Source organism: Mycobacterium sp. 1081908.1 (assembly GCF_001673535.1).
In the GTDB taxonomy this organism is placed as follows: domain Bacteria; phylum Actinomycetota; class Actinomycetes; order Mycobacteriales; family Mycobacteriaceae; genus Mycobacterium.
The window spans coordinates 34,914-50,402 of record NZ_LZLY01000140.1 but is presented as its reverse complement, the minus strand read 5'-3'; the positions used below and the strand labels follow the sequence as shown (position 1 = coordinate 50,402).

Here is a 15,489-nt window from a genome sequence, read left to right as displayed (position 1 = left end):
GCCTGAATCATGGCCGCACCCAAGACCAGCGCCGCGCGTTACCTGCCGCAGGACCGCGGGCTGGATTCCCTGAAAACCGCGGCCGAGCGCTGCCACGGTTGCCCGCTGTTCGCCGACGCCACCCAGACGGTGTTCGGCCACGGGCACCGGGGCGCGCCCATCATGCTGGTCGGCGAGCAGCCGGGGGACCAGGAGGACCGCGCCGGCCTGCCATTCGTCGGGCCGGCGGGGCGGTTGCTGGCGCGCGCGCTCGACGACGCCGAGATCGATCCGACGCTGACGTATCAGACCAACGCCGTCAAGCATTTCAAGTTCACCCGGAAGGGCGGCAAGCGCCGGATACACCAGAAGCCCAGCCGCACCGAGGTCGTCGCGTGCCGACCGTGGCTGATCGCCGAGATCGAGGCGGTGGGCCCGCGGGTGATCGTCTGCCTCGGTGCGACGGCCGCGCAATCGCTTCTCGGAGCGGCGTTTCGGGTGTCCGCACAGCGCGGCGAGGTCATCCCGCTGCCGGCCGCCGTCGGCCTGGAGGTCCAAGACCTGGCGCCCGAGCCGATCGTGGTGGCGACCGTGCACCCGTCGGCGGTGCTGCGCGATCGCAGCGACTCCCACGACGAGGCCTACGCGCTATTCGTCGACGACCTGCGCAGCGCGCGCTCGGGGCTCGGCTAGGGCTTGGGCTCGGATAGCGCGTCCGCAAGGACCTGCGCGACGTGCATCGGGCGCCGGTCGGCGGCGAGCGCGCGAATCTGGGTGCGGCAACTGAATCCGTCGGCCAGCACCAGCGCGCCGGCATCGGCGTCGCGCAGGGCCGGCATCAGCTTGTCCTCCGCGCACGCCACCGACACGTCGTAGTGGCCGTTCTCGAAGCCGAAATTGCCGGCCAGGCCGCAACATCCGGCGTCGAGGACCTCGACGTCGACGCCGGCGTCGACGAGCAGCTGCCGGTCCTTGCCGTAGCCCAGGATCGCGTGCTGGTGGCAGTGTTGCTGGACCACCGCGTGGGCGTCGATGTGGGGTGGCTCCCAATCGGGCGCCTGTTCGGCCAAAAGCTCGCCGAGGGTGCGGGTTTGTTTGGCCAGCCGGTGCGCGTCCTCGTCGCCGAAGAGCAGCTCGGGCAGGTCGGACCGAAAGACGGCGGCGCAGCTGGGTTCCAGCACCACCACCGGCGTGCTGGTCCGCAGCGCCGGGCGCAGCGCCGAAAGGGTGCGCCGCAGAACGCGTTTGGCGACCTTGAGCTGCCCGGTGGAGATCCAGGTCAGCCCGCAGCACAGGGTGCGCCGCGGCACCTCGACCTCGAACCCGGCCGACTCCAGCACGGCCACGGCGGCCTTGCCGACGTCGGGCTCGAAGTTGTTGACGAAGCTGTCCGGCCACAGCACCACCCGGCCCCGCGACGACCCCCTTGCCGGCGCCCTGGCGGCCGCGGGCCGGTCCCGGAACCAGGCGGTGAACCGCTCGTCGGCGAAGCGCGGCAGTTCGCGCTGCGGCGCGATGCCGCCGACCTTCTTCAGCAGCGTCGACGACCCGGGCGCATGCGCGACCGTGTTCAGCGCGCGCGGCGCCACCGCGGCCAGGCGGGCCCACAACGGGATCCAGCCCATCGAGTAGTGCGCCATCGGGCGGAACCGGCCCCGGTAGTGGTGGAACAGGAACTCGGCCTTGTAGGTCGCCATGTCGACGTCGACGGGGCAGTCGCTGCGGCAGCCCTTGCACGCCAGGCAGAGGTCCAGCGCGTCGTGCACCTCGCTGGAGCGCCAGCCGTCGGTGATGACGTCACCCTGCATCATCTCGAACAGCAGGCGCGCCCGCCCGCGGGTGGAGTGCTCCTCCTCGCCGGTGGCCCGGTAGCTGGGGCACATCACCCCCGATTCGTGGCCGCGGCACTTGCCGACGCCGACGCAGCGGGCGGCCGCCCGCGAGAAGCGGTGGTCGTCGTCGGGATAGGCGAACATGACGTCCGGCTCGGCCGGGCGGTAGTCCACGCCGAACCGCAGGTTCTCGTCGAGCCGGTAGGGGTGCACGACCTTGCCGGGATTCATCCGGTTGTCCGGATCGAGCAGCGCCTTGGTCTGCTCGAACGCCTTGACCACGCTCTCGCCGAACATGATCGGCAGCAGCTCGCCGCGGGATTGGCCGTCACCGTGCTCACCGGACAGCGAGCCGCCGTAATCCACGACCAGCCGCGCCGACTCCTCCACGAAGGAACGGTATTTGGCGATGCCCTCGGCGGTCCGCAGCACGAACGGGATGCGGGTGTGTACGCAGCCCTGGCCGAAATGGCCGTATAGCGAGGCGCTTTCGTAGTCGTAGCGCTCGAGCAGTTTGCGGAAGTCGCGCAGGTAATCGCCGAGCCGGTCCGGCGGCACCGCCGCGTCCTCCCAGCCCTCGTGGGTTTCGGGCTCGTTGGGCGGGTACGCGGTGGCGCCCAGCCCGGCCTCGCGGGCCGCCCACACCTCCTGCTTGCGCTGGGGGTCGTCCAGCACGGTCGCGTCGATGTGCACCTTCTTTTTCTGCAGGGCGTGAATCATCGACTTGGCCTTGCGGTCGGCCTCGTCCTGGTCGTCGCCGTCGAGCTGAACCATCAGCCAGGCGTTGCCGTCGGGCAACTGGCGCAGCGCCTTTTCGGCCAGCCGCCGCGAATGCTCGAGTTCGACCAGGCGGTGATCCAGGCCCTCCAGGGCGCTGGGGTCGTGTTCGAGCACGGCCGGCACGGCGTCGGCCGCGGCGCCGATGTCGTCGAAGCCCAGGACCACCAGCGCGGTCGCCGCCGGGGGCCGGACCAGCTGAAGCTCCGCGCGCAGCACGGTGACCAGCGTGCTCTCCGAGCCCACCAGCGCCTTCGCGACGTGAAAGCCGTTCTCCGGCAGCAACGAATCGAGGTTGTACCCCGAGACGCGCCGCGGGATGTTCGGATAGCGGGACCGGATGTCGTCGGCGTAGCGGTCCGCGATTGCCTTGAGGCCGCGATAGATCTCGGCCCTCCGTCCGCCCTCGTCGAGGATGCGGCGAAACTCGTCGTCGCTCGTCGGCCCGACCCACATCCGCAGGCCGTCGTAGGTGACCACCTCGAGGCGGCGCACCGAATCGACCATCTTGCCGTACGCCTGGGCGCTGGAACCGCAGGAATTGTTGCCGACCATCCCGCCGATCGCGCAGCTGACGTGGGTGGACGGTTTCGGGCCCACCATCCAATTCGCCGATTTCAACCGGTCGTTGAGGACGTCGAGCTTGATGCCCGGCTCCACCACGGCGATTCCCGCGTCGGTGTCGACCGAGCCGATGCGGGTGCAGTACTTGCTCCAGTCGATGACTACCGCGGCGTTGCAGCACTGGCCGGCCAGGCTGGTGCCCCCGCCGCGGGACAACACCGGCACGTCGTGGCCGCGGCACACGGCGATGGCGTCGGCGCCGGCCGACGGGGTGCGCGGCAGCACCACCCCGATCGGCACCTGCCGATAGTTCGAGGCGTCGGTGGAGTAGGTCGCGCGCGATCCGGGATCGAACCGGATTTCGCCGTCGACCTCGGCGCGCAGATCGGCGGCCAGCGCTTCGAACAACTTGGGCGTCTTGGGCTTTCGATCCGCGGTCATCGCTGGGCCCGCCCCTCAGTTCTTCTTGTGCGGCAGGAACTCCTGTGCCTTCGTTTTCAGGCCGACCTTGACGAAGCCGACGCGGTCCTCGTCGCCGGACAGCACCGCGGCGGTGGCGGACTTGAATTGCTCCCAGGTGGCGTGCGGCGGAATCGGTGGCATGTCGGGGTCGGTGTAGACGTCCAACACGGTGGGGCGATCCGCGGACAACGCGTTGCGCCAGGCGTCCGCGAGTTCGTCGCCGTCCTTGATCGCCATCGCGTTCAGACCCAGGCTGGCCGCGAACCCGGCGAAGTCGATGTCCGGAAGGTTCTGGGATTCCGCGAATTTCGGCGCCCCGGCCATCGCCCGCATCTCCCAGGTGACCTGGTTCAGGTCGTTGTTGTGCAGGATCGCCACGATCAGGCGCGGGTCGTCCCACTCCTGCCAGTACCGCTTGATCGTGATCAGCTCGGCCATGCCGTTCATCTGCATGGCGCCGTCACCGCTGAACACGATGACCGGCCGTTGCGGGTGAGCGAATTTCGCGCCGATGCCGTAGGGGACGCCCGGGCCCATGGTCGCCAGGGTGCCCGACAGCGAGCCCCGAATGTTGCCGCGGAATCGCAGGTTCCGCGCGTACCAGTTGGCGGCCGAACCGGAATCGGCCGTCACGATGGCGTCGTCGGGAAGCTGCGGGGACAGCTCGGAGAACAACCGCATGGGGTTGATCGGGTCGGCGGAGACCTTCGCCTCCATATCCATGGTTTCCCACCAGCGCGACACGTTGGCCTCGATGGTTTCGCGCCAGTTCCGGTCCTCCTTGCGGCGCAGGTGCGGAATCAGGGCCCGCAGCGCGGCCTTCGCGTCCGAAACGAGGTTGACCTCGTAGGGGTACCGCATGCCGATGAACCGGCCGTCGATGTCGATCTGCACGGCGCGGCACTGCCCGAACTCCGGCAGGAATTGCGTGTACGGGAAGCTGGAGCCCACGGTCAGCAGCGTGTCGCAGTCGCGCATCAGCTCGTAGCTCGGACGGGTGCCCAGCAAGCCGATCGAGCCGGTGACCCAAGGCAATTCGTCGCTCAACACGTCCTTGCCCAGCAGCGCCTTGGCGGCCCCGGCCCCGAGCAGGTCGGCGACCTCGGCCAGCTCCTCGCGGGCGCCGCTGGCGCCGTTGCCGACCAGCATGGCGACCCGTTTCCCCGCGTTGAGCACGTCGGCCGCGCGCCGGATCGCCGCGTCGTCGGGAGAAACGGCCGGCCACTCGATGCCCAGGCTGGAGGGCACCATCTTGAAGGCGTGGGTGGGCGGCGAGTACGGCAGCTCCTGCACGTCGGCCGGGATGATCAGCGCCGTCGGCGCGCGCTCCGCCATGGCCACCCGGATCGCGCGGTCCAGCACGTTGGGCAATTGCTCTGGGACGGTGACCATTTGGACGTACTCGCTGGCGACGTCCTTGAACAGGCTCAGCAGGTCGACCTCCTGCTGATAGGACCCGCCCATGGCGCTGCGGTTCGTCTGACCGACGATGGCCACCACCGGAACGTGGTCGAGTTTGGCGTCGTACAGGCCGTTGAGCAGGTGGATCGCGCCGGGGCCGGAGGTGGCCATGCACACCCCGACGCGGTCGGTGAATTTGGCGTACCCAACCGCCTCGAAGGCGCTCATCTCCTCGTGCCGCGACTGGATGAACATGGGCCGGTTGTCGGCGCGCCCGAAGGCGGCCAGGATCCCGTTGATGCCGTCGCCGGGATAGCCGAACACGTGCTCGACGCCCCACGTCCGCAGCCGCTCCAGTAGGTAGTCCGAGACCTCTTGCTTAGACATTCAATGCCCTCCTCGACAGACGTTGGGGTGTCGTTGGGCGCGAATCTTTGCCCGCGTCGGCCTTTCACCGCGCCGAACGAGACCGGATCGCCATGGGTTCGACTTTCCGGGCGGCTTTCCGAGCAGCACCTTCGCGCGTGCTTCGGCGCACAAGTCCCGGCATACCCGAATTCGCGGTGCTTATTCGTGGGCCGGTCACGCGCTCCTGGGCAGTGCCGAAGGTCCGGATCCACTGCGGCCCGCGGCCACTCGGCGAATGAGCATGCGGGTCGCCTTCTCCAGGATTTCCTGCTTGGCCTCGGCCCGGCGGGCGCGTTCGGCGCGACGCGCCGCCGCTTGGATCGTCAGGCCCTGCTCATAACCGCTGACGACGCGCGGGTCCACATAGGAGCCGCGGGCCACCGCGGGGGTGTTGCCGAGCTCCTCGGCGACCTCTTTCATGACGGCGGACTCGACGCGCTTGACCACCCGCTGCGACACCGGCGGGTCCGCGTCCGCGAACGCCGCCGCGGCCAGCACCGTGCCGTGCCAGGTCCGCAGGTCCTTGACCGTGAACTCGTCGCCCACCATCTCCTTGAACCGGGCATTGAGGTCGTCGGACCGGATGTCGACCCACCCGGACCCGGTGCGGCACACCAGCAATCGGTCGGTGCGCTCCGGCCGCCGCATCAGCGAGCGCACCGCGCGAACGATTTCGGCGTCCTCGATTTCCACCGTGCGCCGCACCCCGCTCTTGGCCGGGAAGTCGAATTCGACCGCGCTGCGGCGCACCGTCACGTGGCTGCACAGCAGGGTGGCCAGTCCGTAGGACTCGTGCTCCTCGGCGTACTGCTCACCGCCGGCGCGGAAGTAGCCCCGGTCGAGCAGGCGCAGCGCGACCGCCAGCACGCGCTCGCGCGTCAGACCGCGGCGCGCCAGGTCTTTGGCGATGCGCGCGCGCCACATCGGCAACTGCATGGACAGCTCCAGGACGCGGTCGAACTTCTCCTCGGCGCGCTCCTGCTGCCAGGCGGCGTGGTAGAGGTACTGCCGGCGCCCGGCCGCGTCCGTGCCGACCGCCTGGATGTGGCCTTTCGGGTCGGGCGAGATCCAGACCTTCTTCCAGGCCGGCGGAATGACGAGGTCCTTGATGCGGGCCAGGGTGTCCGGATCGGACAGCAGCTTGCCGTCGGGGTCGTAGTAGGCGAAGCCCTTGCCCCGCCGCTTGCGCGCGATCCCGGGCTTGCCCAGATCGCTGCGACGCAGTCGCATCGTTGCCTCCAGTCGCGTTGGCTGACTGCACAATTACCCTGCACAGTTACCCTGCACAATTACCCGCTCAATACCCGCCGGCGGTACACGCGAAACGACCCGCCACGGCGCTGTGGCGGGTCGTTTCTTGGCGGGATCAGCCGGCCATGAACTCCTGGTAGGCCGACTCCAGCAACGGCGGCAGTGCCTTGACGTTGCACTGCCGTTCCGTGTCGCCGATCGGCGCCAGGATGCCGCGCAGGTCGTAGTACTGCTGCGGATGCGCGGTGAAGTAGCCGCGCAGGCTCGACTCGGCCTCCGGGCGCGGCTGGCCGTAGGCGGCCGTGACCACCTGGTTCGTGTCCGGGTGAGCGGCCAGGTACTGCTCCGCGGCCCCCTGCACCGACGACACGGTGGCGTTCACACCCGCGGGGCTGCAGTCGGGCGCTGCGGCCGCGGATGGGGCACCGATGATGCCCACGGTCAATCCCCCGAGCAGGAAGCCCGCGCTGATACCCGCAACTTTGCGGCGCGCGGCGATACTGCTGTTTTTCATGATCAGACTTGTCCTTCGAAATTGATCAACTGATTTCTTCTCAAGAGGCTCCCGATCCTCGAAATCCAAAGTAGCGGAGGCCAAAAACGGGGGGGTTCGCCGGAAATGAACACCGCGCGCCACGCAGGGCCCGATCGCCTCACAGGTCCCATTTTCGCTAAGCCAGCAAATAAATTTGCCCGCCAATGTTGAGAGTTCTCAGAGAACGGGCGCGGTTCTTAACGAATCGTGACGTCGATCGTGACGCAACCGTGACCTCGGTCGGGGAGCCGACCGTTCGTTTCGCCGCCAGCCCTAACGACTGCTGGGGGACAGGTCCCGCGTGCGCAGTGGCGTCGGCGGACCGCTGCCGTCGGCCGACTCGCCGTCCGAGCCGGCGGGCGAAAGGGTGTGCAGCCAGGTGTCGACGTCGGGGCCCAGGACGATGGCGCCGTCGGACGCCAGCAGCGCCCCGGTTCCGAGCGCACCGAACGCGGGCTGCACGGCGCGCACCCGACGGTTGTCGCCCAGCTGGGCGAGCAGCTTCGACGTGAGTTCGGGCAGCCGGACGGCCTCCGGGCCGGTGATCGTGCGCGGCCGATGCGTCTGCCCCAGGGCCGCCTCGACCAGCACGTCGGCGACCGTGTCGGCGGCGATGGGCTGGATCAGCCAGTCCTGGACCACGACCTCGCCGTCATGGGAACTAACCGCGGCGGGGTGGGTGGCGAACTCGTACCACTGCGTGGAGCTCACCAGGGTCACCGGTACGGGTCCGTCCAGCACGATCTGCTTGGCCGCCCGTTTCGCCTCGTAATACGGAAAGCCGTCGAACGACGGGTCTTCGATTCCGGCGATCGTCAACGCCACCAGCCGCCGCACGTCGCGCGCGGCGCACGCGCCCACCACGTTGCGCGTCGCGGCGGCCACCGTCTGGGTGATGTTCGACTCCCCGTCGGCGGGCATCGGGTTGGACACGTCGATCACGACGTCGACCCCGGCCAGCGCCTCGAATAATCCTCGTCCCGAGATCACGTCAACGCCGTGAGCGCGGGACATCTCGACGACCTCGACGTCGCGGGCCTTCAGCCTGGCGACGACGCGGGACCCGGCCGTGCCCGTCGCCCCTATGACACCGATGGTGCTCAGTGACTCCACCCCCTTGAGCGGTCGGCGGATGGATTTACCCGGAAATATCGCTTTCAAACGCGTTGGTTCGCACGGCGAATCGCTCGGCCCGCAATCGCGCGGGAGTGTTTGGCCCCGCCCCGGGCGGGAAGCCGGTAGGTGCGAACCAAGACGTAACCACGAAAGGGAGGTCGACCATGGGCGATCAGAAGAGCGGACCGCAAGAGGCCGTCAGGGGCACCGTCGAAGGCGTCAAGGGCAAGGTCAAGGAGGTTGGCGGAACCGTCACCGGTCGCGACGACCTGGTCGAAGAGGGCCGGGCGCAACAGGACAAGGCCGACGCCCAGCGCGACGCGGGCAAGAAGGAAGCCGAGGCCGATTCGGCGCGCGCCGGCGCCAAGGCCGCCGAAGAGCGCCAGAAGGAAAACCAGTAGGCCGATTACAGTGGGGGCCCGGTCCGGCATGCGGACCGGGCCCCCTTTTCATGGTTTCAAACCGGCGCGCCGGGTTATTCCTGGCAAGAACCGGCGGGAGGTGAGGGATGGTCTTGCGCGGCACGATGTCGAGCGTCATCGCGTTTCTGCGCGCCGGTTACCCCAGTGGCGCGCCGCCTTTCGGTTACGCGCCGTTATTGGCCCTGCTGCCACGGCGAGTATGCGACGACGAGGTCACCGCGATCGCGACCGCTCTCACCGGTCGGAAGCGCCGGTCGATCGACGACGCGGACGTCGGGGTGGAGATCCTGCGGGTCACCGACGAGATGCCGTCACTGGACGACATCGACCGGGTCCACGGGCGACTCGACGCGATGGGGTGGGCCGGCGGGTAAGCACCGGCGCTCACACGTGCTCGACGTCCACCACCAGCGGCCGGTGATCGGAGATCGGCATCACTTCGGACCGCACGGCACCGCCGCGCAGGCCTGGGTCGTCGGTCAGGATGTGATCGAGCTGGCGGTTGGGTGCTTCGGCGGGAAAGGTCGCGGCCGTCGCCAGGGGCCGCATGCCCGACCAGCGGCGCACCGCGTCGGGCGTCATATTGAGGTCACCGGTCAGCAGGCGCGGACCCGGGAAGCCGTCCAGGTCGTGCATCAGCCGGCGCAGCTGGCGCCGATTCCAGCCGGGCACGAAGGACAGGTGCGTGTTGGCCACCGTCAGCCCGCCCCATGGGGTGTGCAGCTGCGCGATCACCGCCGCGCGCGGTTCCTCGTCGACGACCATCACCCGGTTCGGTCCGGGCAGATACATGGGAAACCGCATGGGAATCCGGGGCAATCGCACCACCTGCCAACTGGCCACCGGGAAGCGGGACAGCAGCGCGATCCCGTAGGCCGCCGTGCCGGGTTGTTCGCGGCCCGTCGCGGCCATCCAGGTGGCGCCGGGCGTGCCGGAGATCGCGGCCACGAACCGATGCTCCACGGCCCCCATGGCTTCCGCCGCGACCGCCGTGAGGTCGGCGCGGTCGGACCGCGGTTGTTCGCAGTCGACCTCCTGCAATCCGAGGATGTCGGGATCCAGGCGGCGCACGCAGTCCCGTAGCCGCGCGAGATCCACCCCGTTTCCGACGGTGCGGCCGTGCAGGATGTTGAAGGTCGCTACGCGCATACCCTTTTCGATACCCATTCCCGGGGGGCGGTCACCACTTCACGGCGAGCCGGCGTCGCCGGTGTCGAAGACCTCGACGACGAAATCGCGATCCCCGTAACGGGCGATGGAAGTCAATCCGGGCGTGTCCGCGATGACCGCGTGGGCCGCGTCGCCGGTGAGCGGATGGTCGGGCCCGGGCCGGCGGCAATGTGCGGCAACGACTTTCGCACCCCACTGCAGCCGCGGGCATTCGCGGCACAACACCGTGGCGAGCGCGTCGGCTTCGAGGCAATAGGCGACCCCGCTGAGCATCAGCAGGTCAAAGGGCCCCGGCGGCCACGACGCATCGCGGGACGACAGGTACAGGGTCACCCGATCCCGGCAGCCGAGCCGGCGCAGCCGCGCATCCGCGCTTCGCAGCGCCGCGTCGGCCACGTCCATCGCCGTCACGCGATCGCAGCGCCTGGCCAGCTGGGCGGTGAGCGCCCCCGTCGAACAGCCCAGCTGGAAAGCGTGCCGGTACCGGGGGTCGGGCAGCAGCGCCAGGGTGATGGCGTCCCTGCGCTCTTGGTGCCACGGTGTCCGGTACCCCCGCGGCGGATGCCGCCGTGGATCCTCGATGCCGGCATACGCCGCCGTGGTCACCGGAATACGACCTCCCCCACCGCGAGCAGCCGTTGCAGCACGAACGGCGGGACCGCGGGCGCCGAGCCGCCGGCGGCCGGCTCGAGCTGGCTGCGAAAACAATGCGCGGCCAGCCGTTTGCGGGCCAGCGCCCGGCCGGGCACCGGCACCGACTGGGCGCGATGCCAGGGCACCGTGGGATCGGCGGGGCTGGCCCAATGCCACATCCACACCGGGTATTCCAGCAACGCGGCGCCGGTGCGCCGGCACGCCTCGGTCGCGGCACGCCCCACGGCTTCGTGGTCGGGGTGCCCGTCGCCCCGCCAGGTGGCGGCGCACCACGTCCCGGGCGGGGCGGTGTCGAGGATGCCGGTAAGCAGGTCGGCGACCCGGTCCTCGTGCTCGGCCAGCTGCCCGTCGGGCAGCCCCAGCGATAGCGGTTTCGGGATCCCCAAAATGCTTGCCGCCCGGCAAAGTTCGTATCTGCGGGTGATCTCCCAGCGGGTCCGCTCCCGCGCCGTCGCGGCCGGCGGGGCCGCGCCGCCGTCGGTGACCGAGACCACCTGCACGTCGACGCCCGAGGCGACCAGTTGGGCGGTGGCCGCGCCGAGGCCCAGCGTCTCGTCGTCGGGGTGGGCCGCGACGACGACCAACCCGGGGCACGCGCTCAGGTCCAGCGCGGGCAGCGGTTCGGAGTCGAGGGCGGCCAGCCACACCGGCACCGGGGTGCCGCCGCGGGTCAGCGGCTTGGCCGCGAACTTGGCGCAATTGCTTGCCCGCAGGGTTTTCATGGCCGGACTTTCATGACCGGGCTTTCATGACCGTCGCCCGGCCAGGCGCCCGAGCTCGGCCAGGTCGCGCTCGGCGTGGCTCTGCCGGATGTAGATGGTGAGGTCGGCGACGCGCTGGGCATGCCGGCCGTCCTGACACAGCGGCCCCGGCCCCAGGGCGCGGCCGGTGCGGGTGATGGCCTCGTCGACCGCGTGTTCCACGACCGTGCGCGCGCGGCGGGCCAGCAGCTGTGCGGTGTCGGAGCGATCGAAGGGGTCGGCGTCGATCTGCGCCGCCGCCGTGGCAAGGATGGCGTCGCCCGCGGCCAGTGCGGCGTCCACCGCGCCCAGATGCGCCAGGGAGTAGGCGTCCGCCGATTCGCTTGTGGCGCAGCGATACAGCGGCTCGGCGACCCGCCGCGCACCGCCGAGCCAGCAGGCGGCGACGCCGATGGCCCCGTGCCACAACCCCGGCCTGGCCAAATAGTCGTCCGGGTCACCCACGGCGACGGCCCGCGCGTTGGTGAACTGCACGGCCCTGGTGTCGCTGCCGGCCATCCCGACGTTCCACCAGGAGGTCGGCAGCGCCTTGACAGCGGGTTCGGTGACGGGCACCGCGAACAGGCCGCACCGCCCGTCGTCGAGCCGGGCGGTCACCAGCGCGTGCGTGCAGAACCCGGCGCCCGAACACCACACCTTGGTGCCGTTCAGGATGACGGTGCCGCCGCTGATCGTGGTGGCGATCAGCGCATCGTCGGACGATTCGGCCGCCCACACCCCCCACAGCTGATCGGCATCGGGCGGCTTGCCGCCCAGCTCGTGCAGGATCGCGACGGCGTCGGCGTGGGCCTCGGCGATCCGGGCCGCCACGATGTCTTCCTCGGCCAGCCGGGCCAGGCGCTGCCAGCGTTCGGCGGTGCGTCCCGAGGCGGGCAACGGCAGCTCGAGCCGTCCCGACTCCAGCCAGTACTTGACCAACCCCGCCGTCACGCGCGGTCTCCCGGCACCGAGCTATCGCGGAAGACAGGGGCTGACATAACACAAGACTTGCCAGTGTGACGGCCACTTAAACGGACGATAAACGATGTCACGCAAACGCGGAGCGGGTTGCCCGGCCGAATGGCGGGGTATCACCTATGCACGATGACACCCATCCAGACGCCCGCGGATGCGTCCTGCAGTCAGCTACGGGAGGCGCTGCGCGGTGCGGCGTCGGCGCTCAAGGAAAACGGGCCGCGCTTCGCATTGGCCGGGTCCTATGCCCTGTGGGCTTTCGGCGCGCCCGAGCCCAGCCACGACGTGGATCTCGTCGTGGCCGAGACCGACGTGGCGAGCGCCGAGGCCACCCTCGCCGACGCCGGCTTCGTCGTCGAACATCCGCCGGAGGACTGGCTGTTCAAGGCACGCACCGGCGATACCGTCGTCGACGTCCTGCACCGCATCAACGGCGAGCGCGTGGAGCCGGCCACGCTGGACTGCGCCGAACAGCGCGACGTGCTGGCCATCGGGATGCCGGTGCTGCCGCCGACCATGGTGGTCATCCAGAAGCTGCGCTCGCTGGGCGAACATCACTGCGACTTCGCCAAGCTGCTTCCGGCGGTGCGGGCGGTCCGCGAACGGCTGGACTGGGAGCGCATCAGGTCGCGGACCGCCGACAACGATTACGCGGTCGCGTTTTTGGTGCTGGCCGACCGGCTCGGCTTGACCGCTTGAGGCGCCCGGACGTCGTCAGTGGTTGCGCAGCTTGGCGACCAGCTTGTCCTTGGTCAGGCTCGAATAGCCCGACATGCCAAGCTCTTTGGCCCTCTTCTTCAACTGCGGGACCGTCCAGTCCGCGTAGGACCCGGACTTGCCGCCCTTACGGCCGACGGACGACTTGCCCCGGCCCGCGGCCGCGTTGGAGATCCGCGCGGCCTTTTCCTTGGAATCACCCTTCTTGCGCAGATCCTGATACATCTTCTCGTTCTTGATCGACGAACGAGGCATGGTTCCTCCTCCTCTATCGGTTATGTGTCGGGTTATGCCGGCACCGGGTCGGTTTGGCGCTCCCAGCAGCGGTGGCGGGCCAGCGCGGCGGCGAATTCCTCGGCGAATTGGTCGGGGAACTCGTCTGCGGCCGCTTTTGTTGTCACCACCGCCCGGTCGCTGACCACGTCGGTGTCCGCGTCGCTGTCCGACGCGAGGCGGGTATCGATGTTCGCGGCGCGCAGCAGGCGGATGCCGGCGCCGTAGGCGCCGATCGGCTTGAGGTGCTTGTAGGCCTCGACCACGAAATGCACGGCGTAACCGTCTTCGGAAAGCGTCGCCACCGAATCCGGCCCGCACGCCACCACCACCGCGTCGTAGAGGACCGACGCCATTGTCGTGAACGCCCGGTCGACGGGAAGTTCGCCGCCGGACCCGCCGCGCAGGGTGCCGCCGGCGACGGGGGCCAGCACTTCGACCATCGCGCCGCGCTGGGCCATCAGCTCCTTGAAGCGTTGCGTCCCAACGACATCCACGCCGTCGGCGGCCAGGACGGCGATCTTGCGCGACTCGATGGAGTCCGTGGCATTGGCGGCGCCGATTTGCGACAGCGCCGGCGAGGAGGCCACCTCGCCGTCGACCGCCTCGTCGGGCGGCGCGGGCAGCCCCAGCTTCGCCGCCACCCGGGTGGCCAGACCGTGGTCGACGCGGGCGAGTTGCGAGACAACCGCCGAACGGATGTCGGGCACCTCGACCTTGCCCAGCTCGAAGGCGAACGCGGCCACGATGTGTTCGGCCTCGACCGCCGACATGCTCTTCCAGAACATCCGCGCCTGGCTGTAGTGATTCTCGAAGGACTTCGCGCGCTTGCGCATCGCGGCGCCGTCGATGCGCTGCGTGTAGTGGCGGAAGACGTCGTCATTGGCCAGCGCCGGACACCCGCTGCCGAGGGTGTTCTTGTAGTAGCTGCTGCGCCCCTGCGGGATGGCGTGCTGGGAATAGCCGTCCTGCTGGTTGTTGCGGACGTCGGCGACGGGCCGGTTGATCGGCAGCTGCGCGAAGTTGGGGCCCCCCAGGCGGATCAACTGCGTGTCGAGGTAGGAGAAGTTGCGGAACTGCAGCAGCGGGTCGTTGGTGAAGTCGATCCCCGGCACCACGTTGGCGGTGTGGAAAGCGACCTGCTCGGTCTCGGCGAAGAAGTTGTCCGGGTTGCGGTTCAACACCATCTTGCCCACCGGGCGAACCGGAACCTGTTCCTCGGGAATGATCTTCGTGGCATCGAGGAGATCGAAATCGAACTTGAACTCGTCGGCCTCGGCGACGAGCTGCACCCCGAGTTCCCACTCGGGATACTGGCCGGACTCGATGGCCTCCCACAGGTCGCGCCGGTTGTAATCGGGGTCCTTGCCGGCGATCTTCTGGCATTCGTCCCAGATCAGCGAGTGCACGCCGAGTTTGGGCTTCCAGTGGAACTTCACGAAAGTGCCTTCGCCGCTGGCGTTTACCAGGCGGAAGGTGTGCACGCCGAAGCCTTGCATCATGCGGTAGCTGCGCGGCAGCGCGCGGTCGGACATCAGCCACATGATGGTGTGCAGCGTCTCGGGCTGCAGGGAGACGAAGTCCCACAGCGTGTCGTGCGCCGACTGGGCCTGCGGAATCTCGTTGTGCGGCTCGGGTTTCACCGCGTGGACGAAGTCGGGGAACTTGATCCCGTCCTGGATGAAGAAGACCGGGAAGTTGTTGCCCACCAGGTCGTAATTACCTTGCTCGGTGTAGAACTTGGTGGCAAAACCGCGGACGTCGCGGACGGTGTCGGCCGAGCCGCGAGACCCCGCCACCGTGGAGAACCGCACGAACACGGGGGTCCGGGTGCCCGGTGTGGTCAGGAATTTCGCCGCGGTGTACTCGGCCAGCCAGTCGTCATACGGCTCGAAGAAGCCGTACGCGCCGGCGCCCCGCGCGTGAACGACGCGCTCAGGAATGCGCTCATGGTCGAAGTGGGTGATTTTTTCCCGGGCGTGAAAGTCCTCCAGCAGCGTGGGTCCCCGCTCGCCGACGGTCAGCGAATCGTCGGTGTGATCGACGCGGACGCCCTGCTGGGTGGTGAGGTATCCGGTGTCGCGGCGGACCCGTGACGGGTCCAGGGCGCGCTGTTTCGGGTCTGATGTGTGGTCGGTTCCCATGGGGTTCGGTTACCACCGCTCATCCGTCGTAAACCGGGCGATGACGCACCCACCCGATGCAGCGCGGTT

Annotated in this window: 15 protein-coding genes; 4 read left to right on the top strand and 11 right to left on the bottom strand. The window is 69.2% G+C overall.

Features of this window, described 5'->3' with window-relative positions; all coding sequences use genetic code 11:
• The first annotated feature begins 9 nt into the window (after positions 1-9).
• Positions 10-672 (top strand): UdgX family uracil-DNA binding protein, encoded by a 663-nt coding sequence (locus tag A5655_RS22815; protein ID WP_067014007.1) that lies wholly within the window; start codon positions 10-12, stop codon positions 670-672.
• Here A5655_RS22815 and A5655_RS22810 read toward each other — a convergent pair.
• From A5655_RS22810 to A5655_RS22790, 5 genes are all read right to left on the bottom strand, one after another.
• On the bottom strand, positions 669-3,593 hold the full coding sequence (locus tag A5655_RS22810) for an FAD-binding and (Fe-S)-binding domain-containing protein (protein ID WP_067014005.1): 2,925 nt from the start codon (positions 3,591-3,593) through the stop codon (positions 669-671). The two genes, A5655_RS22815 and A5655_RS22810, sit on opposite strands and share 4 nt — an antisense overlap.
• A gap of 15 nt (positions 3,594-3,608) precedes the next feature.
• A complete protein-coding gene (locus A5655_RS22805; RefSeq protein WP_067014003.1) occupies positions 3,609-5,402 on the bottom strand; it encodes a thiamine pyrophosphate-requiring protein in 1,794 nt (597 codons plus the stop codon).
• Between the two features lie 195 nt (positions 5,403-5,597).
• Positions 5,598-6,653 (bottom strand): DNA topoisomerase IB, encoded by a 1,056-nt coding sequence (locus tag A5655_RS22800; protein ID WP_067014001.1) that lies wholly within the window; start codon positions 6,651-6,653, stop codon positions 5,598-5,600.
• Positions 6,654-6,789: 136 nt separating this feature from the next.
• Positions 6,790-7,188: a heme-binding protein gene (locus A5655_RS22795; protein WP_067013999.1), complete on the bottom strand. Its 399-nt coding sequence runs from the start codon at positions 7,186-7,188 to the stop codon at positions 6,790-6,792.
• Between the two features lie 294 nt (positions 7,189-7,482).
• Positions 7,483-8,322 carry an SDR family oxidoreductase gene (locus tag A5655_RS22790; protein WP_067013997.1) on the bottom strand — a complete coding sequence of 280 codons (840 nt, stop codon included), beginning with the start codon at positions 8,320-8,322 and terminating at the stop codon, positions 7,483-7,485.
• A 167-nt stretch (positions 8,323-8,489) separates the two neighbouring features.
• Between A5655_RS22790 and A5655_RS22785 the strand changes: the two genes are divergently transcribed.
• Both A5655_RS22785 and A5655_RS22780 read left to right on the top strand, forming a co-directional pair.
• On the top strand, positions 8,490-8,726 hold the full coding sequence (locus tag A5655_RS22785) for a general stress protein CsbD (protein ID WP_066930089.1): 237 nt from the start codon (positions 8,490-8,492) through the stop codon (positions 8,724-8,726).
• A gap of 107 nt (positions 8,727-8,833) precedes the next feature.
• Complete coding sequence (locus A5655_RS22780; RefSeq protein WP_082978822.1) at positions 8,834-9,121, top strand: DUF3349 domain-containing protein; 288 nt, start codon at positions 8,834-8,836, stop codon at positions 9,119-9,121.
• Between the two features lie 10 nt (positions 9,122-9,131).
• Here the strand turns inward: A5655_RS22780 and A5655_RS22775 are convergent, their stop codons facing one another.
• From A5655_RS22775 to A5655_RS22760, 4 genes are read right to left on the bottom strand one after another with little or no spacing between them, the layout of a single operon-like run.
• On the bottom strand, positions 9,132-9,896 hold the full coding sequence (locus tag A5655_RS22775; protein WP_067013995.1) for an endonuclease/exonuclease/phosphatase family protein: 765 nt from the start codon (positions 9,894-9,896) through the stop codon (positions 9,132-9,134).
• 39 nt (positions 9,897-9,935) lie between these two features.
• Entirely contained in the window at positions 9,936-10,523 is a 588-nt protein-coding gene (locus A5655_RS22770; protein ID WP_197508777.1) for a class I SAM-dependent methyltransferase, read from the bottom strand.
• Positions 10,520-11,293, bottom strand: coding sequence for a PIG-L deacetylase family protein (locus A5655_RS22765; protein WP_067013993.1), 774 nt, complete (start codon positions 11,291-11,293; stop codon positions 10,520-10,522). The genes A5655_RS22770 and A5655_RS22765 overlap by 4 nt, the downstream gene beginning before the upstream one ends.
• Positions 11,294-11,317: 24 nt before the next feature.
• Positions 11,318-12,262: an acyl-CoA dehydrogenase family protein gene (locus A5655_RS22760; RefSeq protein WP_067013991.1), complete on the bottom strand. Its 945-nt coding sequence runs from the start codon at positions 12,260-12,262 to the stop codon at positions 11,318-11,320.
• Positions 12,263-12,415: 153 nt separating this feature from the next.
• Between A5655_RS22760 and A5655_RS22755 the strand changes: the two genes are divergently transcribed.
• On the top strand, positions 12,416-12,985 hold the full coding sequence (locus tag A5655_RS22755; RefSeq protein WP_067013989.1) for a nucleotidyltransferase: 570 nt from the start codon (positions 12,416-12,418) through the stop codon (positions 12,983-12,985).
• Positions 12,986-13,000: 15 nt separating this feature from the next.
• On the opposite strand, the gene A5655_RS22750 is transcribed toward A5655_RS22755, so the two are convergent.
• The gene (locus A5655_RS22750; RefSeq protein ID WP_067013987.1) at positions 13,001-13,258 is read right to left on the bottom strand and encodes a Rho termination factor; all 258 of its coding nucleotides are present in this window, start codon (positions 13,256-13,258) and stop codon (positions 13,001-13,003) included.
• Between the two features lie 32 nt (positions 13,259-13,290).
• On the bottom strand, positions 13,291-15,420 hold the full coding sequence (locus A5655_RS22745; RefSeq protein ID WP_067013985.1) for a catalase: 2,130 nt from the start codon (positions 15,418-15,420) through the stop codon (positions 13,291-13,293).
• Between the last annotated feature and the right edge of the window lie 69 nt (positions 15,421-15,489).

Excerpts from the sequence above, each read along its gene's own strand:
- A5655_RS22785 (WP_066930089.1), top strand. The coding sequence starts at position 8,490 with ATGGGCGATCAGAAGAGCGGACCGCAAGAGGCCGTCAGGGGCACCGTC.
- A5655_RS22810 (WP_067014005.1), bottom strand. The coding sequence starts at position 3,593 with ATGACCGCGGATCGAAAGCCCAAGACGCCCAAGTTGTTCGAAGCGCTG.
- A5655_RS22745 (WP_067013985.1), bottom strand. The coding sequence starts at position 15,420 with ATGGGAACCGACCACACATCAGACCCGAAACAGCGCGCCCTGGACCCG.
- A5655_RS22765 (WP_067013993.1), bottom strand. The coding sequence starts at position 11,293 with ATGAAAACCCTGCGGGCAAGCAATTGCGCCAAGTTCGCGGCCAAGCCG.
- A5655_RS22805 (WP_067014003.1), bottom strand. The coding sequence starts at position 5,402 with ATGTCTAAGCAAGAGGTCTCGGACTACCTACTGGAGCGGCTGCGGACG.
- A5655_RS22800 (WP_067014001.1), bottom strand. The coding sequence starts at position 6,653 with ATGCGACTGCGTCGCAGCGATCTGGGCAAGCCCGGGATCGCGCGCAAG.
- A5655_RS22750 (WP_067013987.1), bottom strand. The coding sequence starts at position 13,258 with ATGCCTCGTTCGTCGATCAAGAACGAGAAGATGTATCAGGATCTGCGC.
- A5655_RS22775 (WP_067013995.1), bottom strand. The coding sequence starts at position 9,896 with ATGCGCGTAGCGACCTTCAACATCCTGCACGGCCGCACCGTCGGAAAC.
- A5655_RS22780 (WP_082978822.1), top strand. The coding sequence starts at position 8,834 with ATGGTCTTGCGCGGCACGATGTCGAGCGTCATCGCGTTTCTGCGCGCC.
- A5655_RS22795 (WP_067013999.1), bottom strand. The coding sequence starts at position 7,188 with ATGAAAAACAGCAGTATCGCCGCGCGCCGCAAAGTTGCGGGTATCAGC.
- A5655_RS22755 (WP_067013989.1), top strand. The coding sequence starts at position 12,416 with ATGACACCCATCCAGACGCCCGCGGATGCGTCCTGCAGTCAGCTACGG.
- A5655_RS22815 (WP_067014007.1), top strand. The coding sequence starts at position 10 with ATGGCCGCACCCAAGACCAGCGCCGCGCGTTACCTGCCGCAGGACCGC.